This window comes from Geodermatophilus bullaregiensis (genome assembly GCF_016907675.1).
GTDB lineage: Bacteria > Actinomycetota > Actinomycetes > Mycobacteriales > Geodermatophilaceae > Geodermatophilus > Geodermatophilus bullaregiensis.
On the sequence record NZ_JAFBCJ010000001.1, the window covers coordinates 1,851,807 to 1,870,405 of the forward strand.

Genomic DNA, 18,599 nt, shown 5'->3' on the forward strand with positions numbered 1-18,599 from the left:
CTCCAGGGCGACGGCTCCTAGGGTGGCCCCATGCGCGTACTCGTCGCCGGTGGGGCCGGCTACATCGGCAGCGTAGTCACCGCCGCCCTCCTCGAGGGCGGCCACGAGGTGACCGTGCTCGACGACCTCTCGACCGGCCACGCCGACGCCGTCCCCGACGGCGCCCGGTTCGTGCAGGCCAGGCTGCAGGAGTCGGCGCCCGTGCTGGCCGACGTCCGGCCCGAGGCGGTGCTGCACTTCGCGGCCAAGAGCCTGGTCGGCGAGTCCCAGGTGAAGCCGGAGATCTACTGGGAGCACAACGTCGGCGGGTCACTGGCGCTGCTCGAGGCGATGCGGGCGGTCGACTGCCGGCGGATCGTGTTCTCCTCCACCGCGGCCACCTACGGCGAGCCCGAGCAGGTGCCGATCCGCGAGGACGCGCCGACCCGGCCGACCAACACCTACGGCGCCACCAAGCTCGCCGTCGACGCGATGCTGACCTCCTACGCCACCGCGTACGACTTCGCCGCGGTGAGCCTGCGCTACTTCAACGTCGCGGGCGCCGCCTACGGCCTGGGCGAGCGGCACACCACCGAGACCCACCTCATCCCGATCGCCCTGCAGGTGGCCGCCGGCACGCGCGAGACCATCACCGTCTACGGCGAGGACTACCCGACGCCCGACGGCACCTGCATCCGCGACTACATCCACGTCTCCGACCTCGCCGACGCCCACCTGCTGGCCCTGACCGCGCCGCAGCCGGGCGAGCACCGCGTCTACAACCTGGGCAACGGCACCGGCTTCTCGGTGCAGCAGGTGGTCGACGCCGTCCGCGAGGTGACCGGGCACCCGGTGCCGGTGGAGGTGGGCACCCGCCGGGCCGGCGACCCGGCTCAGCTGGTGGCCGCCAGCGACCGCATCCGCGCCGACCTGGGCTGGACGCCGCGGCACACCGACCTAGCCGGCATCGTGCGCGACGCGTGGGACGTCGCGCAGAAGCGGGGCAGCTGAGCGAGGCGGAGGAGTCGATCCCCACGTCCGGCCGCCTCCGGACGTGGGGGTCGACTCCTATGCCTCGGTGGTCTCGCCGGCCGGCTCCGGGTCCGGAGCGCGGGAGACCGAGAGGCGGGCGATCCGCCGCCCGTCGAGCTCGAGCACGGTGAGCGTGCGGCCCTGGGCGTCGACGCCGTCCCCGACCTCCGGCAGCCGGCCGAGCTCGGCGAGCACGTACCCGGCGACGGTCTCGTAGGGCCCCTCGGGCAGCCGCAGGCCGGTGGCCTCGGCGAAGTCGTCGAGGTTGAGCAGCCCGTCGACCTCCTGCGGCCCGCCGGGCACCTCCTCGCCCTCAGGGGCGACCTCCTCGTCGTACTCGTCGTAGATCTCCCCGATGACCTCCTCGATGAGGTCCTCGAGGGTGACGATGCCGTCGGTGCCGCCGTACTCGTCGACGACGACCGCGAGGTGCTGGTTGTCCCGGCGCATCTCCGACAGCGCCGTGAGCACGCCCGCCGTCCCGGGCAGCCGCTTGACCTCGCGGGCGAGGTCGCCGACCGTGGCCGCGCGGCCGGCCGGGTGGGTGGGCAGCAGCAGGTCGCGGACGTGCACGAAGCCCACCACGTCGTCCTGGTCGCGGCCGGCCACCGGGTAGCGCGACCAGCTGGAGTCGGCGACCTGGCGGGCCGCGCGGCTGACCGTGGTCGAGGCCTCGAGGAACTCGACCTCGGTGCGCGGCGTCATCACCTCGCGCACCTCGCGGTCGCCGGCGCGGAACACCTCGTCGATGAGCCGGCGCTCGTCGCTGCTCAGCGACTCGTGCGCGGCGACCAGGTCGCGCAGCTCCTCCTGGCTGATCGCCTCGCCGCTGGCCCTGGGGTCGCCGCCCAGGAGCCGGACGAGCACGTTGGTCGACGCCGACAGCAGCCAGATGACCGGGCGGGACAGCGTGGCGACGGCGTCGAGCGGGCGGGCCACGAGCAGCGAGAAGCCCTCGGCGCGCTGCAAGGCCAGGCGCTTGGGCGTCAGCTCCCCCACGACCAGCGACACGTAGCTGATCGCGACGGTCACCAGGACCAGCGCCAGCGCCTCGGCGACGCCCTGCCCGACGCCGCGGCGCACCAGCCACTCGCCCAGCGGCTCGGCCAGCGTGCTGGCACCGAACGCGGCGGAGAGGAAGCCGGCGAGGGTGACGCCCACCTGCACGGCGGCGAGGAAGCGGTTGGGGTCACCGAGCAGGCGCGCCAGGGCCCGACCGCGGCGGCCGCGCTCCGACAGCGACCGGACCTGTGCCTCCCGGAGCGAGACCAGCGCGATCTCCGCACCGGCGAAGACACCGCCGACCAGCACGAAGACGACGACCATGACGATGTCGAGCCAGACGTCGCTCACCGGCGGCGTGCTCCTCGCGTCTCGGGGTGGTGGCCGAGGTCCATGCTGCCGGGACCGGTTCCACGAGCCGACACCGGTGCCCCCGACCGGTGGTCGAGTGACCTCGGTCACACCACCCTGCCGGGGGACCGTCCACTACGGCTAGTCTCGATGAAGTCACACGTAGTGACTTGTCGACTCCCGTGAGGTCCCCCGCGTGCGCCACCGCCGGTCTTCCCCGCCGCCATCCTCCCGCTCCGTCCCCGCCCGGCTCCGCGTCCTGCCGCGGGCCGTCGTCGCGCGCCGCGGTGTCCTGCCGGCCCTGCTGGTGGCGCTCGTCGTGGCGGCCATCGGCCTGCTCGCCCCCGTGCTGGCCGCAGGCCGGGGCGGGCTGACGACGGCCGAGTCCGCAGCCACGGGCGCGGCGGGCACCTCGGACGGCGGGGCGCGCCAGCGCACCGGTGTCGTCGAGATGGGGGTCGACGGGGAGCCGAGCGTCCCCGGGACGACGGCCGGGTCCGGTCCGGCCGGGACGTCGTCGCCCGGGACCGACACCACTGACCCCGCGCCCGCGCCGGGCTCCGCGGCGGACGACCCGTCGACCCCCGGCCCGCCGGTGCCGGACTCCTCCGCGGCCGGGTCCTCGTCCGCGGCCGGGTCCTCGTCCTCCGCCGCCGGGTCCTCGTCGTCCGCGGCCGGGTCCTCGTCCTCCGCCGCCGGGTCCTCGTCCCCGGGCTCGTCGTCCGCCGCCTCGCCCTCGTCGTCCGCCGGGTCGTCCTCCGCCTCGGCGGAGTCGTCCTCGGCCGGCTCGTCCCCGGTCGCGTCGCCCTCCGCCGGGACCACCACGGGGACGCCCGGGACGGCGGCGGCGCAGACCGCGCCGGTCACCTCGACCTCGCCGTCCGCGCCGGTGGCGACCGCCGCGCAGACGGTGCTGGAGCTGGTCAACCAGGCCCGCGCCACCGGCGGCTGCGCGCCCGTCGTCGCCGACGCGGGCCTGGCGGCCGTCGCCCGGGCCCACAGCGCCGACATGCGCGACCGCGGGTACTTCTCGCACACCAGCCCCGACGGCCTCTCCCCCTTCGACCGGGCCGAGGCGGCCGGGATCGACCACGCGCGGGCGGAGAACATCGCCCAGGGCCAGCCGGACGCCGCCGCGGTGATGGCGGCGTGGATGGACAGCGCCGGCCACCGGGCGAACATCCTCGACTGCTCGCTCACGACGCTGGGCGTGGGCGTCGCCGAGGGCCCCGGTGGCCCGTGGTGGACCCAGCTCTTCGGCGGCTGACCGCCGTCCGTCGGTGATCACCCCGGGCCCCGAGGGCCATCAGGGGTCACCTGACCCCTCCGGAGCCGAGGTGATCAACGCGAGAGTGCGCGGGCCAGATCAGCGAGCAGCTCGTCGGGCCGCCGGAGGTCGCTCATCGTCACGAAGTGGACCCGCCAGTCGGCGGCCGTCAGCCCGTTGATCCGCCGCCGGTCCCTGGGGAGCTGGTCAGGGGCTCCGTGCCACGCCCCGTCGTACTCCAGCGCGAGACGGCGCTCGGGCCAGGCGAAGTCGACCCGCGCGACGAAGCGCCCGGCGCTCCGGACCTCGTACTGGGCCACAGGTGGGGGCAGCCCCGACCGGTGCAGCAGCAGACGCAGCCGCGTCTCCTGCGGCGACTCGGCGAGCCCGTCGGCCAGCGCCGCGGCTCGGCGGGCGTACGCGCTGCCGCGGCACCGGGGCAGGGCCTCGACCGCCGCTCGCACGGCACCGAGGTCCACCACACGGGCGCAGACCAGTCGGTCCAGCAGGACCACGGCCTCGTCCGTCCTGTCGCGCCGGACCAGGTCGACCGCCGTGCGCACGCGACCGGTCCACCGCAGCCACGAGCCCGCCTGGACGACGTCCCCGTCCAACGGAGCGCTCCGGGCGACGACACCTGGTCCCGGGCTCCACCGTGCAGCCGGGGGCAGCACCACCTCCACCGGGTCCTCCACCGTCACCAACTCGCCCGCACCCCACAGCATCGCCGCGGTGAGGCCGCCCAGCGCAGCCGACCGGGGCATCACCAGGCTGACCCCACGTGCCAGGAGCCGGTGGTCGACGGTCAGCGCGGCATCGGCGTACACGTCCTGGCGCAGCCGGCGCCAGGCGCTGCTCCGCAACTCGTCCTTCGTCAGCACGCCCGCCGCCACGGCCCAGGTGCCGCGGAAGACCCGCGCCCGCAGCAGCGGTGGACGGCGGGGCGCGACGGGCACCGGTGGAGCCTGCCCGTCACGGGACTCCCGCCGCTCCGACGGTCCACAGGCACGATCACCTCGGGCCGGGAGGGGCCTCCACGCCCACGAGGCCCGCTGCACCCGAGGTGATCACCCCGGACGCGCAGCGGCCCCCTCACCCGGGGGGTGAAGGGGCCGCCATCGCGAGCCTCTGCGTCAGGCCATGGCCTTCTGCAGGTTGGTGTCGATGGCCGCCAGGAAGTCCTGGGTGGTCAGCCACGGCTGGTCCTTGGAGATCAGCAGCGCGAGGTCCTTGGTCATCTGGCCGCTCTCGACGGTGTCGATGCAGACCTTCTCCAGGGTCTCCGCGAAGCGGGTCACCTCGGGGGTGCCGTCGAGCTTGCCGCGGTGGGCCAGGCCCCGGGTCCAGGCGAAGATCGACGCGATCGGGTTGGTCGACGTCTCCTTGCCCTGCTGGTGCTGCCGGTAGTGCCGGGTCACCGTGCCGTGGGCGGCCTCGGCCTCGACCGTGCGGCCGTCCGGGCTCATCAGCACCGAGGTCATGAGCCCCAGCGAGCCGAAGCCCTGCGCCACGGTGTCGGACTGCACGTCGCCGTCGTAGTTCTTGCACGCCCAGACGTAGCCGCCCTCCCACTTGAGGGAGGCGGCGACCATGTCGTCGATGAGCCGGTGCTCGTAGGTGATGCCGGCCTTCTCGAAGCGGTCCTTGAACTCGGTCTCGAAGACCTCGGCGAACAGGTCCTTGAACCGGCCGTCGTAGGCCTTGAGGATCGTGTTCTTCGTGGACAGGTAGACCGGGTACTCGCGGTTGAGCCCGTAGTTCATCGAGGCCCGGGCGAAGTCGCGGATCGAGTCGTCGAGGTTGTACATCGCCATCGCGACGCCGCCGCCGGGCGACTGGAACACCTCGTGCTCGATCGGGGCGGAGCCGTCCTTCGGCGTGAAGGTGATCGTCAGCGTGCCCTCGCCGGGGAAGCGGAAGTCGGTGGCGCGGTACTGGTCACCGAAGGCGTGGCGGCCGACGACGATCGGCTTGGTCCAGCCCGGCACCAGCCGCGGCACGTTCTGCATGATGATCGGCTCGCGGAAGATGACGCCGCCGAGGATGTTGCGGATCGTCCCGTTCGGGGACCGCCACATCTTCTTCAGGCCGAACTCCTCGACCCGCGCCTCGTCCGGGGTGATCGTCGCGCACTTGACGCCGACACCGTGCTGCTTGATCGCGTTCGCGGAGTCGACGGTGACCTGGTCGTCGGTCGCGTCGCGGTGCTCGATGCCCAGGTCGTAGTACTCCAGGTTGACGTCGAGGTACGGCAGGATCAGCTGGTCCTTGATGAACTGCCAGATGATCCGGGTCATCTCGTCGCCGTCGAGCTCGACGACGGTGCCCTCGACCTTGATCTTGCTCACGTCAGACATTCCCTCTCCACAGCTCCGGCCCCTCGGGCCGGACGTCGGTCAGGTGGGCGGTCGGGACCACCCTCACAGGTCGGCCACGTCGGCCTGCTTGGCCCGCACGGCCTCGGCCGCCTCGCGCAGGCCGGACAGCTCGCTCCCGGACAGGTCCCCCTCGACCACCCGGCGCACCCCGTCGCGCCCGATCTCGGCCTCGACGCCGAGGTAGACGCCGGAGATGCCGTACTCGCCGTCGACCCACGCGCACACGGGCATGACGGCGCCGGAGTCCTCGATGACGGCGCGGGCCATGCGGGCCGCGGCCGCCGACGGCGCGTAGTACGCCGACCCGGTCTTGAGCAGGGCGACGACCTCGGCGCCGCCGTTGCGGGTGCGCTGCACCAGGTGCTCGATGCGGTCGGCGGGCAGCACGTCGGCCAGCGGCTTGCCGTCGACGGTGCAGCGCGAGGGCACCGGCACCATGGTGTCGCCGTGCGAGCCGAGGGTCAGGGTGCGCACCGAGCCCACCGGGACGCCGAGCTCCTCGGCCACGTTGTTGGTGAACCGGGCGGTGTCGAGCATCCCGGCCTGGCCCATGACCCGGTTCCTCGGGAAGCCGGTGGCCAGCTGCGCCAGCGCGGTCATCTCGTCGAGCGGGTTGGACACGACGATGACGACGGCGTCCGGCGAGGTGCGCGCGACGTTCTCGGCCACCTGGCGGACGATCCCGGCGTTGGTCTCGATGAGGTCCATCCGGCTCATGCCGGGCTTGCGCGGCAGGCCGGCGGTGACCACCACGACGTCGGAGCCCTCGGTGCCCTCGTAGGAGCCGCCACCGACCCCGACGACCCTCGTCTCGAAGCCCTCGATCGGGCGGGACTGGTTGATGTCGAGGGCCAGGCCCTCGGGCTTGCCCTCGACGATGTCGGTGAGCACGACGGTCTCGAAGACGTCGTACTCCGCGAGACGGAGGGCGGTGGTCGAGCCGTAGAAGCCGGCACCGACGACGGTGACCTTGCCGTTCCTGGGCTGCTCTGCCATGGCCGTCAACCTAGCGCCGCCCGCCGGTGGCCGCGCTCCGCGGTCCGGTGCACTCAGTCGCCCGGGACCGTGAGGACGAGCACCGTCAGCGCCACGCCGGCCCCGCCCACCAGGACGACGTCGACCGGGCGGCTGCGGACGGCGAGGAAGCCGACCCGCCGCAGCGGCAGGACCAGCCGCAGCAGCGCCGCCCCCACCAGCGCCAGGCCGACGACGAGCAGGCCGCGTCGCCAGTGCTCGAGGGCCACCATCGACAGCCCCACCGCGACCACCACCAGCACCGCGAACAGCGGCAGCTGCCGCAGCAGCCCGGCCAGGAACGGCCGGCGCGTGTAGAGCGGGGGACGCGTCACGAGGCGGACAGCACCTCGGCCCCGGCGGCCCGCTCGGCGGCCAGGACGACGTTCTGCAGCAGCATCGCCCGCGTCATCGGCCCGACGCCGCCGGGGTTGGGGGCCACGTGCCCGGCGACCTCGACGACGTCGCGGGCGACGTCCCCGGCGATCCTCCCGTCGACCCGGCTGACGCCGACGTCGAGCACCGCGGCCCCCGGCTTGACGACGTCGGCGCTGATCAGCCCCGGGACGCCGGCCGCGGCGACGACGACGTCGGCGGCGCGCACGTGCGCGGCCAGGTCGCGCGTGCCGGTGTGGCAGAGGGTCACCGTGGCGTTCTCGGTGCGCCGGGTGAGCAGCAGCCCCAGCGGGCGGCCGACGGTGATCCCCCGGCCGACGACGACGACCTCGGCGCCGGCGACCGCGACGCCGTACCGGCGCAGCAGCTCGACGATGCCCACCGGCGTGCACGGCAGCGGCCCGTCGACGCCGAGGACCAGCCGGCCGAGGTTGACCGGGTGCAGGCCGTCGGCGTCCTTGGCCGGGTCCATCGCCTCGAGGACGGCGTACTCGTCGACCTGCCGCGGCAGCGGGAGCTGGACGATGTAGCCGGTGCAGGCCGGGTCGGCGTTGAGCTCGTCGACGACGGCGAGGACGTCGCCCGGTGTCGCCGTGGCCGGCAGCTCGCGCTGGATGCTGGCGATGCCGACCTGCGCGCAGTCGGAGTGTTTCGCGTTGACGTACCAGCGGCTGCCCGGGTCGTCGCCGACCAGCAGCGTGCCCAGGCCCGGCTGGTGGCCGGCCGCCGCCAGGGCCGAGACCCGGGCGGTCAGCTCCTGACGGATGGTCGCTGCGGTCGCCTTGCCGTCGAGGATCGTCGCGGGCACCCGGACAGTGTGCAGGAGGCACCCCCGGGGCAGGCCCGACGGCCCTACCCTCGCAGGCGGGGACCGCAGCCCCGCACTGCCGACCCGCACGGCCGACCGCCAGGAGAGCAGATGACCGAGCGCGACCCGTCCACCCGCGAGGTCGGCGGCGAGCCGCCGGCCGAGGACTGGCGGGAGCAGACCACGCCGGGTCTCCTGCCTCTCGGCGGCGGCGCGTCCTCGGTGGGCTCGGGCGGACACGGCTACCCGGACTCGGGCGAGAGCTACTACACGACGCCCGACTACTCGACCAGACCGGTGCCCGTCCGGCGGCCCGACGGGCTCGCCGGCCTGCTGCTCGTGCTGGCCGGGCTCGCCGCCGCGGTGAGCCTGGTGTTGCGCTGGCTGCGGGAGCCCGGCGACATCGGCTGGGACCTCGTCGGCCGCGGGTTCGACGACCTCGGCGGCGGTTTCGGGAACCTCGTCGACTCCGGCTTCTGGCAGCCGCTGGCCGTCGTCCTCGGTGGCGGTGTGCTCTTCGTGCTCGGCCTGCTGCTGTGGCTGCCCGCGCGCACCCACCGGTTCCTCGGCGTGCTCGCGCTCTTCGTCAGCCTGCTGGCGCTGGCCGGGGTGCTGGTCCCGCTGGCCTCGGAGAGCTGGGACCCCGGCGCCTTCCGCCTCGGCTTCTGGTTCGCCTGCGCCGTCGGCGTCCTCGGTCTCCTCGGTGCGCTCAAGGCCATGCTGACCGGCCCGAGGTACGGCACGCGGTGACACCTGCCGTCCTCCCGGACGGCACCGCGGCCACACACGCCCGCGCGGGTGCGCGGCTCAACCGTCCACGAGCGCTCCGTACGCGGCGGCCACCTGGACGGCCTGGACGAGGTCGAGGCGGACGCCGGTGAGCTCGAGGGCCCGCCACGGCAGGGCCTCGGTGGCCGCACCGCGCAGGTCGCTGCCGCGCAGCCTCGTGCCGACCTGCATGCGGGCACGGTCGAGGTCGGCACCGGTGAGGTCGCACTCGCGCAGGTCCGCGTCGGTCAGGTCGGCCTCGCGGAAGCGCTGACCGGACAGGTCGCTGCCCGAGAGGTCCACGCCGCGCAGCGAGGTCCAGCTCCAGTCCGAGTCCGTCGTCGTCAGGGGCCGGAGGACCGCGCCGACGAACTGCGACCCGGTCAGCTTGCAGCCCTCCCAGACGACGTCGATCAGCCGCGCGCGGTCGAAGCGGCAGGACAGGAACGCCGTCCCCCGGTGCCGTGAGCCGCTCATCCGGACGCCGGTGAGGACGCAGGAGTCGAACACGCAGCGCCGGGTGACCAGCTCGGTGAGGTCGGCGTCGTCGAAGCGGCAGCGGGTGAACGTGACGCCGTCGAGCTCGGCGCCCCACCAGTCGACACGGGCGAGGTCGGCGTCGACGACCGCCGCGCCGTCCTGCGGCGGCCGGACGTGCGGTCGCGGCCCCGTGGAGGAGGGCACGGCGTCCTCCTCAGTGGGCGAAGTGGCGGGTCCCGGTCAGGTACAGCGGGACGCCGGCCGCGCGCGCCGCCTCGACGACCTCCTCGTCGCGCACCGAGCCACCGGGCTGCACGACCGCGCGGACACCGGCGTCGAGCAGCACCTGCAGGCCGTCGGCGAAGGGGAAGAACGCGTCGGAGGCGGCCACCGACCCGGTCGCCCGCTCCCCTGCCCGCGTCACGGCGAGGCGGGCGGCGTCCACGCGGTTGACCTGACCCATGCCGACGCCGACGGTCGCCTTGTCGTGCGCCAGCAGGATGGCGTTGCTGCGCACCGCCCGGACGCTGCGCCAGGCGAACACCAGGTCGTCGAGGCCGGCGGCGTCCAGCGGCTCGCCGCAGGCCAGCGTCCAGGTGGTGGGGTCGTCGCCGTCGGCGTCGACGCGGTCGGCGCTCTGCAGCAGCAGCCCGCCGCTGACCGGGCGCAGCTCGACCGGCGGCCGGCCGGCCTCGGGCAGCCGCAGCAGCCGGATGTTCTTCCTCGCCGTCAGCACCTCGACGGCGTCCTCGGTGAACGACGGCGCGACGACGACCTCGGTGAACACGCCCGCCACCTGCTCGGCCATGGCGAGGTCGACCTCGCGGTTGGCCGCGATCACCCCGCCGAACGCGGAGACCGGGTCGCAGGCGTGCGCCTTGCGGTGCGCCGCGGCGACGTCGGTGCCGACGGCGATGCCGCACGGGTTGGCGTGCTTGATGATCGCCACGCACGGGTCGGTGTGGTCGTGGGCGGCCCGCCAGGCGGCGTCGGTGTCGACGTAGTTGTTGTAGGACATCTGCTTGCCGTGCAGCTGCTCGGCGTGCGCGATGCCCCCCGTCCCGGCGCCCGGCTCGCCGCTGCGGTAGAGCGCGGCCCGCTGGTGCGGGTTCTCGCCGTAGCGCAGCACGTCGGCGCGCTCCCAGCTCGCGGCCACCCACGCCGGGAACCCCGACTCGTCGTCCGGGGCGAGCACGTTGCCCATCCACGAGGCGACGGCGATGTCGTAGGTGGCGGTGTGCCGGAAGGCGGCGGCGGCCAGCGACTGCCGCTGCGCGAGGGTGAACCCGCCGCCGGCGACCGCGCTCAGCACCTCGCCGTAGCGCGCCGGGTCGACGACGACGGCCACCGACGGGTGGTTCTTCGCCGCGGCGCGGACCATCGCCGGCCCGCCGATGTCGATCTGCTCGACGCACTCGTCCGGCGTCGCACCGGAGGCCACGGTGTCGGTGAAGGGGTAGAGGTTGACCACCACCAGGTCGAAGGCGGCGATGCCGAGCTCGTCGAGCTGCTGCACGTGCTCGGGCCTGCGGCGGTCGGCGAGGATGCCCGCGTGCACCGCCGGGTGCAGCGTCTTCACCCGTCCGTCGAGGCACTCGGGGAAGCCGGTGACCTGCTCGACCGGCGTCACCGGCACCCCGGCGTCGGCGATCCGGCGGGCCGTCGCCCCCGTGCTGACCAGCTCGACGCCGGCCTCGGCCAGGCCACGGGCGAGCTCCTCGACACCGGCCTTGTCGTAGACACCCAGCAGGGCACGCCGCACCGGCGTCCGGGTCTCGGTCATCGGGGGCTCTCCTCCGTCGTCCCGGTGACGAGTCGCGCCACCGTGTCCACCAGGAGCGTGCGCTCCACGGCCTTGATCCGTTCGTGCAGGCGGGCCTCGTCGTCGCCGGGGAGGACGGGCACCTCGCGCCGGGCCAGCACCGGGCCGGTGTCGAGGCCGGCGTCGACCAGGTGCACCGTGCTGCCGGTGACCTCGACCCCGGCGGCCAGCGCGTCGCGGACGGCGTGCGCGCCGGGGAAGGCCGGCAGCAGCGCGGGGTGGGTGTTGACCAGGCGGCCCTCGTAGCGCGCCAGCACCGCGGGCCCGACGATCTTCATGAACCCGGCCGAGACGACGAGGTCGGGGCGGTGCGCGGCGATCGCGTCGGCCAGCGCGCGGTCCCAGGCGGCGCGGTCGGGGAAGTCGTGCAGCCGGCAGGTGGCGGTGGGCAGGCCACGGCGGCGGGCGTGCTCGAGGCCCGGGGCGTCGCGGTCGCTGACCACGGCGACGACGTCGGCCGGGTAGCCCGGGTCGTCGGTGGCCTCGAGCAGCGCGGCGCACAGCGACCCGGCGCCCGAGAGCAGGACGACGACCCGCGCCCGCGGTGGGCGTACGGGGGCGGGCACGCCCGCGACCCTATAAGGACCCTCCTGCCCCCCACTGCTCGCACGCTCGAGGCGGGCCCCTGCAGGAGGGCCGTTCCAGCAGGTCACCCGCCCGGCGCGCGCCTCTGGACGAGGGCGGTCAGCCCGGTGAGCGCCAGCGCGCGACTGCGCCGCTGACCGCGGCGGCGATGCCGGCCTGGGCGGCGACGGCGAGCGCGGTGGACACCGGCGGGGCGCCGACGTCGGCGAGGGCGCCGTCGCCCAGCGAGCCGCCGGCCACCGCGGCGACCACACCCGCGGCCAGGCCGAGCAGCCCACCGGTGAGCACGCCCCACAGGCCGGCGACCACGGAGCCGCCGTCGTCGTCGGTCATGCGCCGGCCCAGCGTGACGCCGGCGACCAGGCCGGCGAGCGCCGGCACCGCCTGCGAGACGAAGGCCAGCAGCGGCACCGCCTGGGTGTCGGGCAGGGCGGCCAGCAGCGGCAGCGCCGGCACCGGGCCCAGGCTGATCCCGTGCACCGAGACCACGGTCCCGGCGCCCACGGAGAAGCCCGGACCGGCCGCCACCCCGAGGGCCGCGGCGGCGGCGTTGGGCAGCAGCAGCGCGCCGAGCGCGAGCAGGCCGACCGCACCGGCGCCCGAGCCGCCGAGCGAGCCCGCCACGGCGGCGTAGCCCGCGGTGTCGGCGGCCAGCGCGACGGCGACGACCGCGGCGCCCAGACCCAGCGCGGTCAGCAGCCCGGCGAGGACGGCGGGCAGCACCGCCCGGACCGCGCCGGGCAGCCGGTCGAGGACGTCGTCGAGCAGGCCGCTCTCGCGCAGCACCCCCCAGCCCGCGGCGGCCACCGCGAGGACGGCCGGTCCGGCGGCGCAGCGCAGCAGGTCGGTGCGCGCTCCGGGCCCGTCGACGGCCAGCGCGAGCAGCACGGCGAGCGCCACGTGGACGGCGACGACGGACCCGGCCACCCCGGCGGCGCCCCGTGCACCCACCGGGTCGGCCACCCGGACGACACCCCGTGCGGCACGGGACAGCCCCCACGCCACAGCGAGGGTCAGCAGCAGGGGCGCCAGCACCAGCGGGCCCGAGGGCAGCCGCAGTCCCCCGCCCTGGGCGAGCAGCCAGAGCTGTCCGGCCACCCGGGCCGAGCCGCCGACCGGGAGCCCGCCGGAGGGGTCGAGGGTCTGCACCACGACGACCGCGAGGCCCAGACCGACGAGTCCGAGCACCGACACCGCCAGCGCGGCGGCAGCGGCGAGCGCGCCCGGGTACCAGGGCCGGCGGGCGTCCGGGTCGCGCTGCCCGGGCAGGGGCAGGCGGGCGAGCAGGGAGACCACGCCCCCACTGTCGCAAGCCGCGCTGCCGGATGGGCGGCGCACGCGCCGGGACGCCGTCCGGTCCGCGCACGCCGGCGGTGGACCGACGCCGGTGTCAGCCGGGCGGGGTCGACGCCCCGGTCAGGACCGGCCCTGGCCCGACGCGCCCGAGCCGCCGGGCTGACCGGTCGGGCGCTGCGCGCCCGGGTCGGTCGCCGGGGACGGCGTGTACGGCTGTCCGGCCTGCTCGGGGTGCTGCTGGCCGGTCGCCGGCGGCTGACCCCACGACGGACCGGGCTGCCCGTACTGCCCCGGGTCGGTCGACTGCCCCGGACCGGGCGGGTCCGCGTACCGCTGTCCGGGGTCGGGCGCCTGCCGGCCGGCCCACGGCGCGGCGCCGGCGGGACCGCCGGGCAGTGCCGGCCCGGTGCGCAGCTCGGGCAGCAGCCGAAGGACGGCGAACACCGTGACGGCGGCGGCGACCAGCAGCGCGAGCAGGCCGAAGACCGGGAAGTCGACGTCGGTCAGCGTGGCGAGCTGGAGGAAGGCGATCAGCGTGAGCAGCGTCGCCAGGCCGGTGAGGCCGACGGTGACCCAGCTGCGCGGGAAGCCCAGCGGCAGCTCCACGACTGCCGGCAGCAGCGCCCACACCGCCGCCAGGAGCAGCAGCACGAAGCTGAAGGTGACCAGGCCGCTCGACGTGAAGCCGGAGTAGCTGTAGCTGACCGCCGGGACGTCGAAGCCCGGGATGTCGAAGCTGTCGCTGGAGTAGGTGACCCACGGCAGGACCGCCAGCACCAGGTAGACCAGCGCGCCGGCGGCGACGACGTGGTCGGCCGGCCTCAGCCGCCCGAGGTCGAAGCCCGTGCCGGCCACGCGACCGGGACCCGGTCCGTGGGGCGGTGGGGCGCCGTAGGGGAACGGCTGCCCGTACGGGGACTGCTGGCCGTACGGGGGCTGCTGGCCGTACGGCTGGCCGTAGGGCACCTGCCCGTACGGGGGCTGCTGGCCGTACGGCTGGCCGTAGGGCACCTGCCCGTACGGGAACTGCTGGCCGTAGGGCACCTGCCCGTACGCCGGCTGCCCGTACGGGGGCTGACCGTAGGACGGGTCGTGGGGCGGCTGGGCGCCGTACGGCTGCTCCTGCGACTGCTGGCCGTACGGCGGGGCGGCGGGAGGCTGCTGGCCGTGGTCCGGCTGACCGCCCGGCCCCGGCTGCCCGTGGCCCCCGGGCTGCTCGGGGGGCTGGCTGGACGTCATGGTTCGGCTACCTCTCGTCACATCGGTACGGCGCGACGCGGATGCTCTCCCCCGCCACACCCGGGTGCAACCGCGCCACGCTCCCCCGCTCCCACCGCGGGCGGGATCGTGACCCTGGCCCGACCGGGCCCGGCCCCGGCCGCTGCCGGCGCGGTGCGGAGGTCGGTCCTCACCTGCTCGGCCTGCCGCCGCGTACCCGCAGGGGCGTCCGCCAGGTCCGGTGGACGGACCGGGCGGACGCCCCTGTGACGTCCGTAGCCCCGTGCAGGGTCCCGCCGCGGGCCTGCCAGCGGTGGGGGCACGGGGTCCTCCCCTCAGGAGCCGACGATCTCCCGCATGAGACGGGCGGTCTCCGACGGCGTCTTGCCGACCTTGACGCCCGCGGCCTCGAGGGCCTCCTGCTTCGCCTGCGCCGTGCCGGCCGAGCCGGAGACGATGGCGCCGGCGTGGCCCATGGTCTTGCCCTCCGGGGCGGTGAAGCCGGCGACGTAGCCGACGACCGGCTTGGTCACGTTGGCCTTGATGAACTCCGCGGCCCGCTCCTCGGCGTCGCCACCGATCTCACCGATCATGACGATGGCCTCGGTCTCCGGGTCGTCCTGGAAGGCCTGCAGGCAGTCGATGTGCGTGGTGCCGATGACCGGGTCGCCGCCGATGCCCACGCAGGTGGAGAAACCGATGTCCCGGAGCTCGTACATCATCTGGTAGGTCAGCGTGCCCGACTTGCTGACCAGGCCGATGCGGCCCTGCTGGGTGATGTTGGCCGGGATGATCCCGGCGTTCGAGCGCCCGGGACTGATCAGGCCGGGACAGTTTGGGCCGACGATCCGGGTCGAGCCGCCCTGGGCGTGCGCCCAGAAGGACGTCGAGTCGTGCACCGGGATGCCCTCGGTGATGACGACCGCGAGCCCGATCTGCGCGTCGACGGCCTCGACGACCGCGCCCCTGGCGCCGGCCGGGGGCACGAAGATGACGCTGACGTCGGCGCCGGTCTCCTTCATCGCCTCGGACACGCTGCCGAAGACCGGCACGCTGGCGCCGTCGAAGTCGACGCTCTCGCCGGCCTTCTTCGGGTTGACGCCGCCGACGATGGCGGTGCCGGAGGCGAGCATGCGCTGGGTGTGCTTGCGCCCCTCGGAGCCGGTCATGCCCTGGACGATGACCTTGCTGTTCTCGTTGAGGAAGATCGACATCTCTCGGGTCCTGTTCTCAGGGAGGGGCTTCAGGCGGCGGCGAGCTCGGCGGCCCGGCGCGCGGCGCCGTCCATCGTGTCGACCACGGTGACGAGCGGGTGATTGGCCTCGGCCAGGATCCGGCGGCCCTCCTCGACGTTGTTGCCGTCGAGCCGGACGACGAGCGGCTTGCTCGCCTCGTCGCCGAGGATGCCCAGCGCGGAGACGATGCCGTTGGCGACGGCGTCGCAGGCGGTGATGCCGCCGAAGACGTTGACGAAGACGCTCTTCACGGCCGGGTCGGAGAGGATGATCTCCAGGCCGTTGGCCATGACCTCGGCCGAGGCGCCGCCGCCGATGTCGAGGAAGTTGGCCGGCTTCACGCCGCCGAACTCCTCACCGGAGTAGGCGACGACGTCGAGGGTGCTCATGACCAGGCCGGCGCCGTTGCCGATGATGCCGACCTCGCCGTCGAGCTTGACGTAGTTGAGGTCCTTCTCCTTGGCCCGGGCCTCGAGCGGGTCGGCCGCGGCGGAGTCCTCGAGCGCCGCGTGCCCGGCGTGCCGGAAGGCGGCGTTCTCGTCGAGGGTCACCTTCGCGTCCAGCGCGAGCACGGTGCCGTCGGGCGCCTTCGCCAGCGGGTTGACCTCGACGAGGGTGGCGTCCTCCTTGCTGAAGACGTCCCACAGCTGGACGGCGATCGCGATCACCTGGTCGCGCACCTCGGCGGGGAAGCCCGCGGCGTCGACGATCTCGGTGGCCTTGGCGGTGTCGACGCCGACCGTGGCGTCGACGGGGATGCGGGCCAGCGCCTCCGGGCGCTCGACGGCGAGCTGCTCGATCTCCATGCCGCCCTCGACGCTGGCCATGGCCAGGAAGGTGCGGTTGGCGCGGTCGAGCAGGTAGGAGAAGTAGTACTCCTCGGCGATGTCGCTGGCCTGGGCGACCATCACGCGGTGGGTGATGTGCCCCTTGATGTCCAGTCCGAGGATGTCCTGGGCGCGGGCCCTCGCCTCGTCGGCGTCGTCGGCCAGCTTGACGCCGCCGGCCTTGCCGCGGCCACCGGTCTTCACCTGCGCCTTGACGACGACGCGCGTGCCGATCTCCCGCGCGATCGCCTCGGCCTGGTCGGGTGTCTCGGCCACGCCGCCGGGGAGCACGGGCACGCCGTGCGAGGCCAGCAGGTCACGCGCCTGGTACTCGAAGAGATCCACGAACAGGCACCGTAGCTCCCGCCCGTCCGGGTCGTCGCACCGGCGTGGGAGGGGTGTGTGGCGTCACAGGGCGCGCTCGCCGGCACCCTCGCCCGGGTGCCGCCCCGGTGCCGCGGCGCCGGTCCCGCCGGCGCGGTGCAGCGCGGCCACGACGTCGCCGGGCGGGGTGCCGTCGGGGAACCGCCGCACGCCCGCGGGCAGGTCGCCGTCCTCCGGTCCGCCGAGCACGAAGGCGGTGACGTCGTCCACGCCGGCACCGGACAGCCGTCCGAGCAGGTCGGCCAGCAGCCCCGGGGCCGCACCGGCGAGACCGACGGCGTCGGCGTCCTCCTGCACCACGGTGGCCGCCAGCTGCCCGGCCGACCGCGGGACGCCGGTCAGGACCACCTCCGCACCCGCGTCGCGCAGGGCGCGGGCCAGGGCCACGGCGCGGGGGTCCTCCGGGGCGTCGGGCCCGGCGACGACGACCCGCAGCCGCTCGGTGACCCGCTCGCTCCCGCTCCCGCCGGTCGTCACGGCGCCGGTGTCCGGCGCAGCCGCCAGGCGAGCACGGTGAGCAGCCCGTAGGCCACACCGGCGGCCAGCAGCCCCGCGCCGGGCACGGTCCACTCGAGGTCCGGGCCGGCGACCGCGTCGCGCAACCCGGTCAGCCCGGCCGCGAGCACGGTCACGGTGAGGGCGAGCAGGCCGCCGACGGCGCCCAGCCGCGGCCGCAGCGACGGCGCGAGGACCGCGCCGAGCAGGACGGCGCCGGCCAGGAGCAGCCCGCCCAGGAGCGCCAGCCCGGGGCGTTCGAGCAGCGCCTGCGGGCCCTGCTGCTCGACCACGACCTCCAGTCCGGTGGCCGGGTCGGCGACGAGCCGGTCGGGGACGTCGGCGGCGGGCAGGGCCAGGCACAGCACGGTGAGGACGCCGAGCAGCACGGCGCCACCGGCCAGCGCGGGCCGGGCGGGGTCGAGGGCGCCGCGGTCCTCCATCAGCGTGCGCCCCCACACCGCGGCGGCGCACCCGCCGGCGAGGACGGTCAGCCCGAGCGCGAGCACCTGCAGCCACCAGCCGGCCCCCGTCGTCACCGTGCTGGTGAGCACCCGCTCGCCGGCGAGCACCTCGATGCCGGGCCGCACCGTCGAGCTGCTGCCGCGGTAGACCTCGATGAGCAGCGAGCCGAGCGCGAGCACCCCGCCCACCCCCGCGTAGGCCAGCCCGAACCGGGGGACCCGGCCGGCCGCCAGCCCTCCCCCGACCGTCACCGACGCCAGCGGGACGACGAGCCCGACCAGCACGCCGCCGACGCCCCGGCCGAGGGTCAGCTCCTGGCCCCCGACGACGAGGTAGAGCGGGAACAGCGCGGCCGCCCCGGCCAGGCCGGCCAGGACGAGGAGGGCCCCGGCGACCCGCGCGGCGCGCGGCGCCTCGCCGACGATCAGGCCGTCCGCGGACACCGGGCCGGCAGCGGGACCCGCCGGACGGCCCGTCGCCGCCTGCGGCCGCCGGTTGCCGGCCGGCCGGATGCCCCCGGTCCCCCGGTCGCGCGCGGCGGCGGAGCCGGTGCGCCGGGCGGTCCCGCCGCGGGTGCGGTCGTCGCGGGCAGAGCGGTCCCGGGCGGCCACGAGGCCTCCTTCGTCGAGAAGTGTCACGAAGCGGCCTCGATGTCGTCGAGATCCGGCATCGTCTGTGTGACCGTCGCCACACGAGGGCATTACCGTCGTGTGAACGGAGCACGGGCAGGGTGCTCCGGCCACCCACGAACTCCCGGGTCCCGGGACCGGAGCGGTGGCCGACCGACGGGGAGGACC

At 75.3% G+C, this 18,599-nt stretch carries 19 protein-coding genes; 3 read left to right on the plus strand and 16 right to left on the minus strand.

Annotation, left to right across the window (positions count from 1 at the left end):
- The first annotated feature begins 30 nt into the window (after positions 1 to 30).
- The gene (galE, locus tag JOD57_RS08595) at positions 31 to 990 is read left to right on the plus strand and encodes a UDP-glucose 4-epimerase GalE (protein WP_204691575.1); all 960 of its coding nucleotides are present in this window, start codon (positions 31 to 33) and stop codon (positions 988 to 990) included.
- 57 nt (positions 991 to 1,047) lie between these two features.
- Here galE and JOD57_RS08600 read toward each other — a convergent pair whose 3' ends face one another.
- Both JOD57_RS08600 and JOD57_RS08605 read right to left on the minus strand, forming a co-directional pair.
- Positions 1,048 to 2,364, minus strand: a complete 1,317-nt coding sequence (locus tag JOD57_RS08600; RefSeq protein ID WP_204691577.1) for a hemolysin family protein — start codon at positions 2,362 to 2,364, stop codon at positions 1,048 to 1,050.
- 156 nt (positions 2,365 to 2,520) lie between these two features.
- The gene (locus JOD57_RS08605; protein WP_204691579.1) at positions 2,521 to 3,291 is read right to left on the minus strand and encodes a hypothetical protein; all 771 of its coding nucleotides are present in this window, start codon (positions 3,289 to 3,291) and stop codon (positions 2,521 to 2,523) included.
- Here JOD57_RS08605 and JOD57_RS08610 point away from each other — a divergent pair.
- Positions 3,254 to 3,631: a CAP domain-containing protein gene (locus JOD57_RS08610; protein ID WP_307824566.1), complete on the plus strand. Its 378-nt coding sequence runs from the start codon at positions 3,254 to 3,256 to the stop codon at positions 3,629 to 3,631. The two genes, JOD57_RS08605 and JOD57_RS08610, sit on opposite strands and share 38 nt — an antisense overlap.
- A gap of 74 nt (positions 3,632 to 3,705) precedes the next feature.
- Here JOD57_RS08610 and JOD57_RS08615 read toward each other — a convergent pair whose 3' ends face one another.
- From JOD57_RS08615 to JOD57_RS08635, 5 genes are all read right to left on the minus strand, one after another.
- On the minus strand, positions 3,706 to 4,587 hold the full coding sequence (locus JOD57_RS08615) for an endonuclease domain-containing protein (protein WP_204691581.1): 882 nt from the start codon (positions 4,585 to 4,587) through the stop codon (positions 3,706 to 3,708).
- Positions 4,588 to 4,764: 177 nt separating this feature from the next.
- A complete protein-coding gene (locus tag JOD57_RS08620; RefSeq protein WP_239568277.1) occupies positions 4,765 to 5,988 on the minus strand; it encodes an NADP-dependent isocitrate dehydrogenase in 1,224 nt (407 codons plus the stop codon).
- A 63-nt stretch (positions 5,989 to 6,051) separates the two neighbouring features.
- A complete protein-coding gene (mdh, locus tag JOD57_RS08625; RefSeq protein WP_204691583.1) occupies positions 6,052 to 7,005 on the minus strand; it encodes a malate dehydrogenase in 954 nt (317 codons plus the stop codon).
- A 53-nt stretch (positions 7,006 to 7,058) separates the two neighbouring features.
- On the minus strand, positions 7,059 to 7,358 hold the full coding sequence (locus JOD57_RS08630) for a DUF3017 domain-containing protein (RefSeq protein WP_204691585.1): 300 nt from the start codon (positions 7,356 to 7,358) through the stop codon (positions 7,059 to 7,061).
- The gene (locus JOD57_RS08635; protein ID WP_204691587.1) at positions 7,355 to 8,227 is read right to left on the minus strand and encodes a bifunctional methylenetetrahydrofolate dehydrogenase/methenyltetrahydrofolate cyclohydrolase; all 873 of its coding nucleotides are present in this window, start codon (positions 8,225 to 8,227) and stop codon (positions 7,355 to 7,357) included. Before JOD57_RS08635 ends, JOD57_RS08630 begins: the two co-directional genes overlap by 4 nt.
- Before the next feature lie 111 nt (positions 8,228 to 8,338).
- Between JOD57_RS08635 and JOD57_RS08640 the strand changes: the two genes are divergently transcribed.
- Positions 8,339 to 8,977 (plus strand): hypothetical protein, encoded by a 639-nt coding sequence (locus tag JOD57_RS08640; RefSeq protein ID WP_204691589.1) that lies wholly within the window; start codon positions 8,339 to 8,341, stop codon positions 8,975 to 8,977.
- A gap of 57 nt (positions 8,978 to 9,034) precedes the next feature.
- Here JOD57_RS08640 and JOD57_RS26770 read toward each other — a convergent pair whose 3' ends face one another.
- From JOD57_RS26770 to JOD57_RS08685, 9 genes are all read right to left on the minus strand, one after another.
- The gene (locus JOD57_RS26770; RefSeq protein ID WP_204691591.1) at positions 9,035 to 9,679 is read right to left on the minus strand and encodes a pentapeptide repeat-containing protein; all 645 of its coding nucleotides are present in this window, start codon (positions 9,677 to 9,679) and stop codon (positions 9,035 to 9,037) included.
- A 10-nt stretch (positions 9,680 to 9,689) separates the two neighbouring features.
- Positions 9,690 to 11,258, minus strand: coding sequence for a bifunctional phosphoribosylaminoimidazolecarboxamide formyltransferase/IMP cyclohydrolase (gene purH, locus JOD57_RS08650; protein ID WP_204691593.1), 1,569 nt, complete (start codon positions 11,256 to 11,258; stop codon positions 9,690 to 9,692).
- Entirely contained in the window at positions 11,255 to 11,863 is a 609-nt protein-coding gene (gene purN / locus JOD57_RS08655) for a phosphoribosylglycinamide formyltransferase (protein WP_204691595.1), read from the minus strand. Before purN ends, purH begins: the two co-directional genes overlap by 4 nt.
- 118 nt (positions 11,864 to 11,981) lie before the next feature.
- The gene (locus JOD57_RS08660; protein WP_204691597.1) at positions 11,982 to 13,178 is read right to left on the minus strand and encodes a cell division protein PerM; all 1,197 of its coding nucleotides are present in this window, start codon (positions 13,176 to 13,178) and stop codon (positions 11,982 to 11,984) included.
- 120 nt (positions 13,179 to 13,298) lie between these two features.
- On the minus strand, positions 13,299 to 14,417 hold the full coding sequence (locus tag JOD57_RS08665; RefSeq protein WP_204691598.1) for a hypothetical protein: 1,119 nt from the start codon (positions 14,415 to 14,417) through the stop codon (positions 13,299 to 13,301).
- 314 nt (positions 14,418 to 14,731) lie between these two features.
- Entirely contained in the window at positions 14,732 to 15,610 is an 879-nt protein-coding gene (gene sucD, locus JOD57_RS08670) for a succinate--CoA ligase subunit alpha (protein ID WP_204691600.1), read from the minus strand.
- Between the two features lie 29 nt (positions 15,611 to 15,639).
- On the minus strand, positions 15,640 to 16,803 hold the full coding sequence (sucC, locus tag JOD57_RS08675) for an ADP-forming succinate--CoA ligase subunit beta (RefSeq protein WP_204691602.1): 1,164 nt from the start codon (positions 16,801 to 16,803) through the stop codon (positions 15,640 to 15,642).
- A 63-nt stretch (positions 16,804 to 16,866) separates the two neighbouring features.
- Positions 16,867 to 17,319, minus strand: a complete 453-nt coding sequence (locus tag JOD57_RS08680; RefSeq protein ID WP_204691604.1) for a cobalamin B12-binding domain-containing protein — start codon at positions 17,317 to 17,319, stop codon at positions 16,867 to 16,869.
- Complete coding sequence (locus JOD57_RS08685; protein ID WP_307824567.1) at positions 17,316 to 18,413, minus strand: hypothetical protein; 1,098 nt, start codon at positions 18,411 to 18,413, stop codon at positions 17,316 to 17,318. The genes JOD57_RS08680 and JOD57_RS08685 overlap by 4 nt, the downstream gene beginning before the upstream one ends.
- Between the last annotated feature and the right edge of the window lie 186 nt (positions 18,414 to 18,599).